Raw genomic sequence first — 11,767 nt, 5'->3', positions numbered from 1 at the left:
TGGGCCGGCACCGTCCATATTCACGCCAACGCCAAGACCGGCGCGCACCACCATGGGCCGCTGGAGAGCGTGATCTATGTGGTCAGCGGCCGGGCGCGGATGCGCTGGGGCGAGGCGCTGGAGTTCACCGCCGAGGCGGGGCCCGGCGACTTCATCTATGTGCCGCCCTTCGTGCCGCACCAGGAGATCAACGCCTCATCGGACGAGCCGCTCTCCTGCGTGCTGGTGCGCAGCGACAGCGAGGCCGTGGTCGTGAACCTGGAGATCGAGCCGGCCGAGAAGCCCGAAGGCGTCGCCTGGGTCGACCCGATCCACAAACATCCCTGATCCGTCGGTCCTGAACTTGCGCTGGCGCCGGGCCGCGGCGGCTGGCTAGTCTGGTCACGCGGGCGCCGAGGCGCCCGTTTTCACGACAATCGAACCTTGGAGCGGCCGCCATGCTGACGTCAGCGCGCTTGCAGACTCTCGTCTGGACCTCCGACACCGCGCGAGCGGGCGCCTTCTACGGCGGGGTGCTGGGGCTCACACGGACCGGGACCTCGTTCGGCGCGCTCGTCTATGAGGTGGGCGACGGCGAGCTGCGGGTCTCGCCCGTGCCGTCCACGGCGCCGTCCGAGCACGCCGTCCTGGGGTTCGCCGTGGAAGACGTGGGCGCGGTGGCGGAGGCTCTGGCGGCCGCCAGCGTCGCGCTTGAGCGCTTCCCGGGCTTCGATCACGACCCGCGCGGCGTTTGGCGCGCGCCGGACGGCACGCAGGTGGCCTGGGTCCGCGATCCGGACGGCAACCTGCTGTCGGTGGTCCAGTACGCCTGACGCCGCTCCAAAGGCGCGCCAGCGGAGCCGGAAACCCTAAACTTCACGGCCCGCAAAGGCTGGCGCCGACGCCGGTCACCGCGCCGCTGGCGGCGCTCTACGATCTGCGGACCCGCCAGGTGGTCTGGCAGACCGAGGCGACGGCGGCCCATTTCAGAAACGGGGTCGACAGGGCGGCAAGCCCCGATGGACGCTTTGCGGTGATGGGCTCGCCGCCCACGGTGAAGGACGGCGATCCCCGCGTGGCCCTGGCCTCGCTGGCGGACGGCAATGTGCTGCAGACGTTTCCCGGCCCCCGGAACAGCCCCTGCCACGCCGGCGCCGCCGACAGCCGCAGCTTCTGGCTGAGCGGCGGGAGCCTGTTTGCGGTCTATCGCCTGACGCCCTGACCCGCGGGGCCCCCGCAGGGCGAGGACTCCGCGGGCCAGGACGGCGGGCTTCAATCTCAGCTTTCGGATCGCAGCGTCATCGCGCCGATGCCCGCGGCGACATCCAGGCCGGTCGTGCCTTCGACGCTGATGGGCTGCAGGGCGATGCTCCTGTCGAGCCCGCCGATCAGGGCGTTCGCACCGACCCCGACGCCCGCCGTCGCGCTGGCGGTCCCGCCGGCGTAGTGGCCTGAAAGCGCGCCATGCGCCGTGTCGCTGTGCGGGGCGATGACGGCCCAGACCAGGGCGCCGGAGTGCTGGTAGCCGATGTCCACGCCGATCTTGGTCATATTGCCCTCGTAGCGCTCGACCCGGTCGCCGCTCGAGAAGGTGCAGCTCAGCGCGCGGGTCGAGCCGAGGATCAGCCCCCATCCGCCGCGCTCGTTGCACGACAGGGTGCCGATTTTGACGCCGCCGGACTCCGCTTGCGCAGGAACCGCCAGGCCGAACGCGCCGATGAGAGCGGCGCACGCAAAAAGCTTGTTCATCACTCTTACTCCAAAGCCATCATCGGCAAGATTGCCGCGACTGTGGGCCCCTCCAGGCCCGCAGATAAGGCCCCGGCCCGGCGGGTTGTTCCCCGAAACCGAACCTGAACAGCGCCGCGCCGCCACCCGCTCAGGGTCACAGCGCGGCGACCCTGTCAGGACTGGATGAAGGCCAGCAGGTCGGCGTTGATGATCGCGGCCTCGGTGGTCGGCATGCCGTGCGGGAAGCCCTTGTAGGTCTTCAGCGTCCCGTTCTTCACCAGCTTCGCCGAAAGCGGTCCGGAATCGGCATAGGGCACGATCTGGTCGTCGTCGCCGTGCATCACCAGCACGGGGATGTTGATCTTCTTCAGGTCCTCGGTGAAGTCGGTCTGGGAGAAGGCGACGATACCGTCGTAGTGCGCCTTGGCGCCGCCCATCATTCCCTGGCGCCACCAGTTGGCGATCATGCCCTCCGAGACCTTCGCGCCCGGCCGGTTGAAGCCGTAGAACGGGCCCGACGGCAGGTCGCGGTAGAACTGGGTGCGGTTGGTGGCGACCTGTTCCTGCAGGCCGTCGAAGACTTCCTTGGGCAGGCCGCCGGGGTTGGTTTCGGTCTTGACCATGATCGGCGGCACCGAACTGATCAGCACCGCCTTCTTCGCGCGGGCCTCGCCATGGCGGGCGAGGTAGTGGGCGACCTCGCCGCCGCCCGTCGAGTGGCCCACGTGCACGGCGTCCTTGAGGTCGAGGTGCTCGACCACGGCGGCAAGATCGTCAGCGTAGTGGTCCATGTCATGGCCGTCGGCGACTTGGCTGGAACGCCCGTGGCCGCGGCGGTCGTGGGCGACGACGCGATAGCCCTTCAGCAGGAAGAACATCATCTGGCTGTCCCAGTCGTCGGCGCTGAGCGGCCAGCCATGGCTGAACACGATGGGCTGGCCTGAGCCCCAGTCCTTGTAGAAGATCTGGACGCCGTCCTTGGTGGTGATCGTGGGCATGTGGGGGCTCCTTGGCTGGGCCCGGGCGCCACCAGTGAAGGAAGTTCGTGACGGCTGCGACCGTGGCGCGGCGGAGTCTAAACCATGACCGTGCGCGGGGCATCGGGAATGACGACGCCTCGCTCAGGCGTCGCCCTGTCCTAAGACTTGCCCAGGTACTGGTCGAACCAGCCGAGGATACGCTTCTTTAGGTCTTCCTTGTGCTCGGCCTCGCGGATGCCGTGACCCTCGCCGGCGTAGATCACCAGGGAGTTGGCGACGCCCACGGCGTCGAGGCCGGCGTGGAACTGCAGCGACTGGTCGGCCGGGCATTCCACGTCGCGCTCGCCCACGTAGATGAAGGTCGGGGTCTTGGCGGCGCCGATGTAGCGGATCGGCGAGAACTTGTCGTAGGCGGCCGGGTCCTTGTAGGCGGACGTGCCGAAGAACGGGACCATCCACTGATTGATGCCGTTCTCGCCGTAGTAGCTGACCCAGTCGGCGATGCCGGCGCCGGCCACCGCGGCCTTGAAGCGGTTGGAGTGGGTCACGGTCCACATCGTCATGTAGCCGCCGTAGGAGTGGCCGTAGACGCCCAGCCGCTTGTCGTCGACGGGCGCGACCTTCTCCACCGCATCGACGCCCGCCAGGATGTCGCGCAGGTCGCCGCCGCCGAAGTCCTTCACATTGGCCTTGGTGAAGGCCTCGCCCTGCCCGAAGGAGCCGCGGGGGTTGGCCTGGAAGACGAAGAAGCCGTGCTGCACCAGGTCATTGGTCGTGCCCTTCCACATGTAGGTGGGCTGCACCGCCGAACTCGGGCCCCCGTGGACCAGCACGACCATGGGATAGGTCTTGCCCGGCTCCAGGTTGGCAGGGCCGGTCAGCCAGCCCTGCACGTCGTAGCCCTCGTTCTTCCAGGTGATCGACCGCGCGCTGACCTGGGCGGTCACGGCGTCGTTGTCGTGAGTGATCTGGCGGGGCGTCGAGACCGGACCGGCGTTGACGAAGGGCGCGGTTGTGAAGTCCTCCACCACCCCGGCGACGACCTTGCCGTCGGCGCTCAGCGAGACCTTGCCCTCGCCGGCCGAGAAGGTGGCCGGCGCGGTGAGCAGGGTGCGTGTCGCGCCGTTCGCCGGATCGACGTTCAGGACCGCGTTGTGGTCGCCGACGATGGCGGTGGCGAAGAGCGTGGACCCGCGCCACGCGAGGGAGGTGAAGCTGCCCTTGAAGCCGGGGGTCTTGTCGACCGCCTTGCCGCCGGCGAAGGGCGCCAGATAGACGTCGCCGCCGGTGGGGCCGAAGTCGGAATGCAGGCCGCCGATGAAGGTCACCGACTTGCCGTCCGGCGTGACCTTCGGCCATTTCATCTGCACGCCGGGGTCGGCGATCACGCGGAAGGAGCCGTCGACGCCGACGGCCGCCAGCTTGGCGATCCACCAGTTGTTGTCGCCGTCGCCCTTGGCCGCGGTGACCGCGAAGGCCTTGCCGTCGGGCGTCCAGTCGTATTCGTAGACGAAGGTGTCGGCGGGCGAGAGGAACTTCAAGGGGCCGCCCGAGGCCGGCAGGATGGCCACGCGCTGCTCGTCGGTGGCGCCGCCGATCTCGCCCACGATGGGCGCGCCGGCCTGCGTCGCGCCGGTCTGCTTGCGCGGCCGGTCGGTGGCCAGCACGGCGAGCGTCTGGCCGTCGGGCGACCAGCGGGGATCTTCCAGTAGGCCCGCGAAGCTCAAGGCCACGTCGAGCTTGCCGGCGCGGACGATCTCCAGGGCCGCGGTCTTGGCCTTGCGGTCGCTGGACACGAAGACCAGGGCCTGACCGTCAGGCGACCAAGCGGCGCCGGAGTAGAAGCAGCTCTTGCAGGGATCGTACTGCGCCACGATCGCGCCGTCGGCGCGGTTGCGGATCACCACCACCGGATGCGGCTCGACTTCGGACGAGAAGGGATCGTCGGATTCGATGGCGGCGATCAGGTCGCCCTTCGGCGAGATCACCAGGTCATGATACTGGTGGACGTGATCCGGAGGCACAGGCGCGCCCGCCAGCGCCAGAGCCAACATCAATCCCGGCATTCCGTACTCCCCCTAAGTCAACTGCAGGGTTTGGCTATGGGATTAGGCAGGCGTCGGCAAGGGATCAGAGCATGGCGGCGATCCGTTCGGCGTCGTGCCGTGTCGCGGGATTGTAGACCAGGAGGCTCAGGTCGGTTCGGCCGTCGACCGCGAAGGTCGAGTATTCGAAGGCCAGCTGGCCCAGCACCGGGTGGCGAATGTGTTTGACCGTCTCTCCGTGCGGCATGGAGGGCAGCTTGCCGTCGCGCCACATGCTGCGGAATTCGGGGCTGAGGCGCGCGAGTTCCTCGACCAGGGGCTCGATGTCGGCCGCGGCGCCGGCGCGGGCCGAATCCAGGCGGAAGGCGCCCAGCACGAACCGCGCGACGCCCTGCCAGTCGTAGTGCGCCGCCCGGGCGCGCGGGTCGAGGAACAGGAAGCGGAGCATGTTGCGCTGCTCGGGCGGCATCGCGCCGAAGTCAGCGAATATCACGGTGGATGCCAGGTTCCAGGCCAGAACGTCCCAGGTCGCGGTGCGGATCAGGGCGGGCGTTGGGTCGAGCGCGTCCAGCACCCGCTGCAGACGCGGCGTCACGCCCTCGTTCTTGCGGTAGCGCGCCTCCGGCGGACGGCCGAGGCCCAGGAGGAACAGGTGTTCGCGCTCCACGTCGGTCAGCATCAGGGCCCGGGCGATCCGGTCCAGCACGTCCGCCGAGGGCGCGCCGCCTCGGCCCTGCTCCAGCCAAGTGTACCAGGTGGGGCTGATGTTGGCGCGCTGAGCCACCTCCTCGCGGCGCAGGCCGGGCGTGCGGCGACGATCGGCGGGGAAGCCGAAGGCCGCCGGGTCCATCCGGGTGCGCCGATCCTTAAGATAGGTCCCGAACGGATTCTCGGGCGCCCGCAGCTCGCTCATCCTGTTAGGCCTTTTACTATGATAAGGTCACTACTTTACCAGGATATTCCTGAGGAGGATGATTGTCGTCAGGCTTTGCGGAGATTTCGACCATGCGTGTTTTCCTGACCGGCGCCAGCGGCTTCATCGGCTCGGCGGTTATCGAGGAGCTTAAGGCCGCGGGCCATGAGGTGCTCGGACTGGCGCGCAATGATGCGAACGCGGCGAAGCTGGAGGCGGCCGGCGTGGCCGTCCATCGCGGCGATCTCGCCGAGCCGGAAACCCTGGCCGCCGGCGCTGCGGCCTGCGACGGCGCCATCCACTGCGCCTTCATCCACGACTTCAGCCAGTACGTGGAAAACATAGCCATCGACCGGCGTGCGGTGGAGGCGATGCTGCCGGCGATGGAAGGTTCGGGCAAACCGTTCATCCTCACCTCCGGCACGCTGATGGCCGAGGCCGAGCGTGAGGTGACCGAGGAGGACGGCGCAGCGAAAGACGGTCTGGGCGCCATGCGCGGCGCCACCGAACTGTTGGTCGAGGACTACGCCCAGCGCGGCGTACGCGCGATGATCGTGCGCCTGCCCCAGGTTCACGACACGAAGAAGCAGGGTCTCGTCACCCTTGCCATCCAGGTGGCGCGCGAGAAGGGCGTCTCGGCCTATGTCGGCGACGGCGCCAACCGCTGGGCCGCGGCGCACGTGAGCGACGTCGCCCGCTGCTACCGTCTTGCTCTCGAGAAGGGACAGGCCGGCGCGCGATATCACGCCGTCGGCGAGGCAGGCGTTCCGATGCGCGACGTCGCCGAGGCGATCGGCCGGCGCCTCGACCTGCCGGTCGTCTCCATCACGCCCGAGGAAGCGCCCGGCCACTTCGGTTTCCTGGGGATGTTCGCCAGCCGCGACGCCCCGACCTCCAGCCGCCTGACGCGCGAGCGGCTGGGCTGGACCCCGACCGGCGCCAGCCTGGTCGAGGACATCGAGAACCTCGAACTCGACCCGGCCTGAACCGGAGGCGGCGGGCGACGTCAGGCCTTGAGCGAGAGGAACCCCGCCGCCATGAACTTGGCGATGCGCTGCTTGACCGCCCCGAAGTCGTCGGAGTGGCATAGCCCGCCCGACAGCCGGTCGATCCGGCCGGTGCGGGCCAGGGTGTTCATCAGGGCGCCGGTCACGAAGTGATAGCCCCAGAAGATGTCCTCGTCCGCATAGTCGGGGAGCGCCTTCTTCAGGATGCTGACCAGCTTCAGCACGACCGGGTCGAAGTACACGTCCATCAGCTCCGCGCCCTCCCGGGTGTTGCTGACCCGCGCGCCCAGGGCGGCGTAGTTCATCCAGCCCTCTCCGCCCTCGAGGTAGAGATCCAGATCGGTGTCGAGGAAGGCGTGCAGCGCGCCTTCGACCGTGGGGCGGTCGCCGACCTGCGCCTCATATTGCTCGAGCGCCGCCATCCGTCGGCCGCTGGTGACGCCGGCGCGCCGGGCGAACACCGCCTCGAACAGCTGCCGCTTGTCGGTGAAATAGTAGTGCATGAGCGTGGTGTGGACGCCGACCCGGTGGGCCACGTCGCGCAGGGTGACGCCGTGCAGGCCGTTCCGCGAAAACAGGTACTCGGCGGCGTCCATGATCTGTTCCAGGGACTCAGCCCGCTGCTCCGCCTTGCTGCGGCGCACGCGCTTTACTGATGAGCCTTCCGACATCAGAGCGAACTAAAGCTCCCCGGGCAGGATCGGCCAGGTCATTTGGGCCAAGGAAGCGATCCCCCTACGTCAAGCTTGCCGTTCCCGTACTCGGCTCGCCGTCTGTTCTTGTCAATCTTGCCGGCGCCCGCCAGCGGCATCGGCGCGATGCGCACGATCCGACCGCAAATCCCCCGTTCAGCGGCCTTGCTGCACAGCGTTGCGGGCAAGGTTTGGGCATCGAGCGGCCGGTAGCGCTGCGGCTCGACGACGAGGACCTTGTCGACCGAGAGGGCGGAGGACTGCATGGGTGACGCTGCGTTCAGAGCGCTTGCAAAAAGGTGGGCGCCGTCCCGGATACCGGAGCGGCGGCCCATGGGGAGGAACAATCAGAAGGTCTTGAGCAGCCGGATGCCGAACTGCCGCGGCGGGCCCGCGATGCGGATCGGCGACACCACGGCGGCGACGTATTTGTCGTCCGACAGGTTGGAGCCATAGAGTGTGGCGGTGATATCGCCGTGCTGCCAGGCCAGCGACGCACCCAAAATATCGCGGGCGGTCAGGTAGTCGCCCGCCGCGCGGTTGTCGAACAACGTCGCCCACTGGTCGGAGATGTGGCTGTAGCTCACCGCCGGCGTGAGCGTGTCCTGGTCCGCCAGGTGGAAGACGTACTGGCTGTAGACGTTGAAGGTGAAGTCCGGCGCATAGGTCTGCGGCTTGCCGGCGAGGTTGATGCAGGCGGCCGTGGCCGGGCCGGTGGTCGGGTTGCAGGTCCCGGCGGCCGGCAGGCGCGGGTCCTCGGTGTAAAAGGTGCCGAGTTCGCTGTGCTCGAGGCCCAGGCCGACGTTGAACGAGAAATCGCCGAACACCGCTTGGGCCGAAGCTTCCACGCCATAGAGCTTGGTCGGATTGGGGACGTTCTGCTCGGTCACCTGGGTGGGTGCGCTGGGGATCGGCAGGCTCACCTGGAAGTGCTCGAAGCTGTTGTAGTAGACGCCGAGCTGGGTGCGCAGGTGGTTGTCGAGCAGGGTCGACTTCCAGCCCAGCTCATAGTCGGTGACGTACTCCTGGCCGAAGGGCGCAGGCACCCCGCCGCCGGCGAAGTAGAGCGCGGTATTGAGGCCGCCGGGCTTCGCGCCGCTGGCCACGAAGGCGTAGAGGAAGTTGTCGGCGTTGACGTTCCAGTTCAGCGCCACCTTCCCGGTGACGTTGTTGCCTTCCTCGGTCTGGTTCTGCGGGAAGTTGAGGCCGAATTCCGGGACCGTGAAGAAGGCGCGGTTGGTGGTGCTCCACTTGGAGTAGCGCGCGCCCACCTGCAGCTGCAGGCCGTTGTCCCAGTTCCAGCTGGCCTGGCCGAAGACCGCAGCGGTGTAGGTCGGGTTGACGCCGTTCAGGTCCTCGTCGACCACGCCCGGCGGCACCCCGATGTCGAACAGGCCCACCGGGAAGTCATAGCGGTTGTTCTGATAGTAGGCGCCCAGCACCCAGCCAAACGGGCCCTTGTCGGGCGAGATGATGTTGAACTCTTGTGACCAGATGCGCTCGTTCACCGCCTCGGCGATGATGTAGTTGGGCGCGGCCGCGGCCGTGCCGTCGATGTCGCCGGTCCAGGCGGTGCGGCCCTGCTGGTAGCCGCTGATCGACCGCAGATCGATGCCGTTGTCCAGGGTGTAGTCGACCTTCACGATCGAGCGGACGAACTGGTCGGTGGCGTAGGTCTTGTAGTTGTTGGCGAAGGTGAAGAGCGAGCTGGTCCCCGGCGTGGTCAGCGAATCTCCGAAGTAGCCGCCGTTGTCCAGGTAGTTGTAGTCGGTCTTCCACAGCACCTTCAGCTTGTCGGTCGGCGTCCAGAGCAGCGAGAAGCGCGCGCTGCCCCACTTCAAGCCGGGGTCGCCCGTCCAGGGGCCGCTGATGTGGTAGAAGCTGTTCCGCTCCTCGGTGTTGAACGCCACGCGCGCGGCCAGGGTGTCGCTGATCGGCAGGTTCACCGCGCCCTGCAGGCCCCAGTCGCCATAGTTGCCCGCCTGGGCCTGGATGTAGCCGGTGTAGCCGCCGTTGATCTTCGGATCGACGGTGTTGACGATCACCGCCCCGCCGGTGGCGTTCTGGCCTGAGAAGGTGCCCTGCGGACCGCGCAGGATCTCGACGCCGGCGATGTCGTAGTACGGCTCCTCCTGGAAGTAGCCGGGGAAGGTCGCCACCCCATCGCGATAGGTGACGACGCCGGTGCCGGTCTGGCTGTTGTGCTCGCCCTTGCCGATGCCGCGGATGTCGAAGTCGTTGCCCTGGCCGAAGTTGTTCACGGTCAGCGAGGGGCTGATGAATTGCAGCTGGTCGACGGTGACGATGCCCTGCTTCTGCAGGTCCTTGCCGGTCAAGACGGTCGCCGCGATCGCGGTCTGCTGCAGGTTCTCGTTGCGCCGCTCGGCGGTGACGATCAGCTCCTGAACGGTCGCGCCGGAGGTGTCCCTCGACGCTGACGCCGTCGTCTGCGCGCTCGCGACGCCGCTCCAGGCCAATGCCAGCGCAGACGCGCTCAGCCACAGCGTGTGGATTTTCATGGTCACTCCCCGGCTTCGTTTCCTCGGCGCTCTTTGGCGCGTGAGGAGGAAGCTGAAGGACGCTCGCTATGCTGTCAATACTGACTAAGCCGTCAGTGAATATCATGCGGCAAAGGCGCCACACGCGGCCGCGCGGGAGGCGGGAGGCTGGAGTTTGGAAGCTGTGGCGATGACGCCCGAGCTCACGCGGACGTGCAAAGCCCCTCCCCGCGAACGGGGAGGGGCTGCGGGTTCGTTTAGGCCGCGTCGACCAGCACGACCTCGGCGTCCTGCAGGGCGGTGACGCGCAGGGCCGACTCGCCGGTGATCGCGGCGCCGTCGCGGGGGTCCAGCCGCACGCCGTTGACCTCCACCGCGCCCTCGGTGGCCACCAGGTAGGCGTGGCGGCTGGGGTCGAGGGCGTAGTCGGCGGTCTCGCCAGCCCTGATGGTGGCGCCGGCCACGCGCGCGGAGGTGCGGATCGGCAGCGCGTCCTCATCGCCCGGCAGGCCGGAGGCGAGCGTCACGAACTTGCCGGCGCGGTCGGACTTCGGGAACGGCCGCGCGCCCCACGACGGCGGGCCGCCCGCGCGGTCGGGCTCGATCCAGATCTGGAACAGCCGGGTGAGCTCGCTCTCCAGATTGTATTCGGCGTGGCGCACGCCCGTGCCGGCGCTCATCACCTGCACGTCGCCCGGACCGGTGCGGCCCTCGTTGCCCATGGAGTCCTTGTGGGTGATCGCGCCCTCGCGGACGTAGGTGATGATCTCCATGTCCGAGTGGGGGTGCGGCGGGAAGCCGGATTGCGGGGCGATCTCGTCGTCGTTCCAGACGCGCAGCGCGCCCCAGCCCATCCGCTTGGGATCGTAGTAGTTGGCGAACGAGAAGTGGTGCTTGGCCTTCAGCCAGCCGTGGTCGGCGCCGCCGAGGCTCTCAAAGGTGCGTTTCTCAATCATGGTGTTGGTCCTCTTTCGAGGGGGAAGATAAGCTTCCGGATTGGACGGTAAATGGGCCGACGGGCAGAAGATTGTTTCCGGAATTTCCATAATCACTCAGGGGGAACGGGCGATGCGATTTGGGGGACTGCTGGGGATCGCTGCGGCGGCGCTCACGGCCGGCGCCGCGAAGCCGCATCCGGACTGGCGGCCGCTGGACCTGGCTGAGACCCTGGTGATCGAGACCTCCAAGGGCCGCATCGTGGTGGAGATGGAGCCGACCCTGGCGCCCAAGGCGGTGGAGCGGGTCAAGACGCTGGCGCGCGAAGGCGTCTACGACGGCCTGCTGTTCCACCGGGTGATCGAGGGCTTCGTCGACCAGACCGGCAATCCCAACAACCACGACGGCGGGACCTCGACCCACCCCGACCTGCCGGCCGAGTTCAGCGCGCGGCTGCCGGCGGACGTGGCGATGACCACGGTTGTCGAGCGTTCCGACGGCATCGAGGGCTTCGTGGGCGTGGTCCCGGTGGCCGGGGCCTCGCGGAAGGAGCAGGCGCTGGGGAGCGACCGCCGGCCACGGGTCTGGGGCGCCTATTGCGACGGCGTGGCCGGCATGGGCCGCCAGGCGGGAATCGACACCGCCAACAGCGAGATCTTCTTCATGCGCGCGCCGGCCCGGCGGCTGGATCACGACTATGCGGTCTGGGGCCGGGTGGTGCAGGGGCTGGAGGTGGTGCGCGCCATCAAGGTCGGCGAGCCGCCCGCCGATCCGGACAAGATGATCCGCGTGCGCCTGGCCGCCGACCTGCCCCAAACGGAGCGGCCGAAGCTGCAGGTTACCGACACCGCCGGCCCGGCGTTCAAGGCCCGCGCGGCCGAGGCGAAGGTCCGGTTGGGCGCGGCGTTCAGCGTCTGCGACCTGAGGATCGAGGTGCGACAACCATAACGTGCGACATCAGGGCGCAGGGTTGCGGCGCCCGAGCG

General features: G+C 68.3%; 13 protein-coding genes. 5 read left to right on the top strand and 8 right to left on the bottom strand.

Features of this window, described 5'->3' with window-relative positions; genetic code table 11:
• The 3 genes from E8A12_RS11680 to E8A12_RS11670 all read left to right on the top strand — a co-directional run.
• A partial coding sequence (locus E8A12_RS11680) for a cupin domain-containing protein (RefSeq protein WP_293368848.1) occupies positions 1-327 on the top strand: 327 nt, incomplete at its 5' end.
• A gap of 110 nt (positions 328-437) precedes the next feature.
• A complete protein-coding gene (locus tag E8A12_RS11675; protein ID WP_293368846.1) occupies positions 438-812 on the top strand; it encodes a VOC family protein in 375 nt (124 codons plus the stop codon).
• Between the two features lie 119 nt (positions 813-931).
• Positions 932-1,201 carry a hypothetical protein gene (locus tag E8A12_RS11670; protein WP_293368844.1) on the top strand — a complete coding sequence of 90 codons (270 nt, stop codon included), beginning with the start codon at positions 932-934 and terminating at the stop codon, positions 1,199-1,201.
• A gap of 56 nt (positions 1,202-1,257) precedes the next feature.
• Here the strand turns inward: E8A12_RS11670 and E8A12_RS11665 are convergent, their stop codons facing one another.
• From E8A12_RS11665 to E8A12_RS11650, 4 genes are all read right to left on the bottom strand, one after another.
• Complete coding sequence (locus tag E8A12_RS11665; protein ID WP_293368842.1) at positions 1,258-1,728, bottom strand: DUF992 domain-containing protein; 471 nt, start codon at positions 1,726-1,728, stop codon at positions 1,258-1,260.
• Positions 1,729-1,883: 155 nt separating this feature from the next.
• Entirely contained in the window at positions 1,884-2,708 is an 825-nt protein-coding gene (locus E8A12_RS11660) for an alpha/beta hydrolase (protein ID WP_293368840.1), read from the bottom strand.
• A gap of 140 nt (positions 2,709-2,848) precedes the next feature.
• On the bottom strand, positions 2,849-4,756 hold the full coding sequence (locus tag E8A12_RS11655) for a S9 family peptidase (protein ID WP_293368838.1): 1,908 nt from the start codon (positions 4,754-4,756) through the stop codon (positions 2,849-2,851).
• Positions 4,757-4,820: 64 nt separating this feature from the next.
• The gene (locus E8A12_RS11650; protein ID WP_293368836.1) at positions 4,821-5,648 is read right to left on the bottom strand and encodes a helix-turn-helix transcriptional regulator; all 828 of its coding nucleotides are present in this window, start codon (positions 5,646-5,648) and stop codon (positions 4,821-4,823) included.
• A gap of 92 nt (positions 5,649-5,740) precedes the next feature.
• Between E8A12_RS11650 and E8A12_RS11645 the strand changes: the two genes are divergently transcribed.
• Complete coding sequence (locus tag E8A12_RS11645) at positions 5,741-6,634, top strand: SDR family oxidoreductase (RefSeq protein ID WP_293368834.1); 894 nt, start codon at positions 5,741-5,743, stop codon at positions 6,632-6,634.
• Positions 6,635-6,654: 20 nt separating this feature from the next.
• On the opposite strand, the gene E8A12_RS11640 is transcribed toward E8A12_RS11645, so the two are convergent.
• The 4 genes from E8A12_RS11640 to E8A12_RS11625 all read right to left on the bottom strand — a co-directional run bounded on the left by E8A12_RS11640 (position 6,655) and on the right by E8A12_RS11625 (position 10,801).
• Positions 6,655-7,326 carry a TetR/AcrR family transcriptional regulator gene (locus E8A12_RS11640; RefSeq protein WP_293368832.1) on the bottom strand — a complete coding sequence of 224 codons (672 nt, stop codon included), beginning with the start codon at positions 7,324-7,326 and terminating at the stop codon, positions 6,655-6,657.
• A gap of 38 nt (positions 7,327-7,364) precedes the next feature.
• On the bottom strand, positions 7,365-7,613 hold the full coding sequence (locus tag E8A12_RS11635) for a hypothetical protein (protein WP_293368830.1): 249 nt from the start codon (positions 7,611-7,613) through the stop codon (positions 7,365-7,367).
• 81 nt (positions 7,614-7,694) lie between these two features.
• Positions 7,695-9,866, bottom strand: a complete 2,172-nt coding sequence (locus tag E8A12_RS11630; RefSeq protein WP_293368828.1) for a TonB-dependent receptor — start codon at positions 9,864-9,866, stop codon at positions 7,695-7,697.
• A gap of 236 nt (positions 9,867-10,102) precedes the next feature.
• Positions 10,103-10,801: a pirin family protein gene (locus tag E8A12_RS11625; protein ID WP_293368826.1), complete on the bottom strand. Its 699-nt coding sequence runs from the start codon at positions 10,799-10,801 to the stop codon at positions 10,103-10,105.
• A gap of 112 nt (positions 10,802-10,913) precedes the next feature.
• On the opposite strand from E8A12_RS11625, the gene E8A12_RS11620 reads away from it, so the two are divergent.
• Entirely contained in the window at positions 10,914-11,729 is an 816-nt protein-coding gene (locus E8A12_RS11620; protein WP_293368824.1) for a peptidylprolyl isomerase, read from the top strand.
• Positions 11,730-11,767 lie beyond the last annotated feature (38 nt).

It is taken from the genome of Phenylobacterium sp., assembly GCF_004799395.1.
In the GTDB taxonomy this organism is placed as follows: Bacteria; Pseudomonadota; Alphaproteobacteria; order Caulobacterales; family Caulobacteraceae; genus Phenylobacterium.
This window is presented reverse-complemented; position numbering and strand designations above follow the sequence as displayed.

Bases quoted from the DNA above. Each gene is read 5' to 3' on its own strand.
- E8A12_RS11675 (WP_293368846.1), top strand. From the start codon at position 438: ATGCTGACGTCAGCGCGCTTGCAGACTCTCGTCTGGACCTCCGACACC.
- E8A12_RS11665 (WP_293368842.1), bottom strand. From the start codon at position 1,728: ATGAACAAGCTTTTTGCGTGCGCCGCTCTCATCGGCGCGTTCGGCCTG.
- E8A12_RS11660 (WP_293368840.1), bottom strand. From the start codon at position 2,708: ATGCCCACGATCACCACCAAGGACGGCGTCCAGATCTTCTACAAGGAC.
- E8A12_RS11655 (WP_293368838.1), bottom strand. From the start codon at position 4,756: ATGCCGGGATTGATGTTGGCTCTGGCGCTGGCGGGCGCGCCTGTGCCT.
- E8A12_RS11650 (WP_293368836.1), bottom strand. From the start codon at position 5,648: ATGAGCGAGCTGCGGGCGCCCGAGAATCCGTTCGGGACCTATCTTAAG.
- E8A12_RS11645 (WP_293368834.1), top strand. From the start codon at position 5,741: ATGCGTGTTTTCCTGACCGGCGCCAGCGGCTTCATCGGCTCGGCGGTT.
- E8A12_RS11640 (WP_293368832.1), bottom strand. From the start codon at position 7,326: ATGTCGGAAGGCTCATCAGTAAAGCGCGTGCGCCGCAGCAAGGCGGAG.
- E8A12_RS11635 (WP_293368830.1), bottom strand. From the start codon at position 7,613: ATGCAGTCCTCCGCCCTCTCGGTCGACAAGGTCCTCGTCGTCGAGCCG.
- E8A12_RS11630 (WP_293368828.1), bottom strand. From the start codon at position 9,866: ATGAAAATCCACACGCTGTGGCTGAGCGCGTCTGCGCTGGCATTGGCC.
- E8A12_RS11625 (WP_293368826.1), bottom strand. From the start codon at position 10,801: ATGATTGAGAAACGCACCTTTGAGAGCCTCGGCGGCGCCGACCACGGC.
- E8A12_RS11620 (WP_293368824.1), top strand. From the start codon at position 10,914: ATGCGATTTGGGGGACTGCTGGGGATCGCTGCGGCGGCGCTCACGGCC.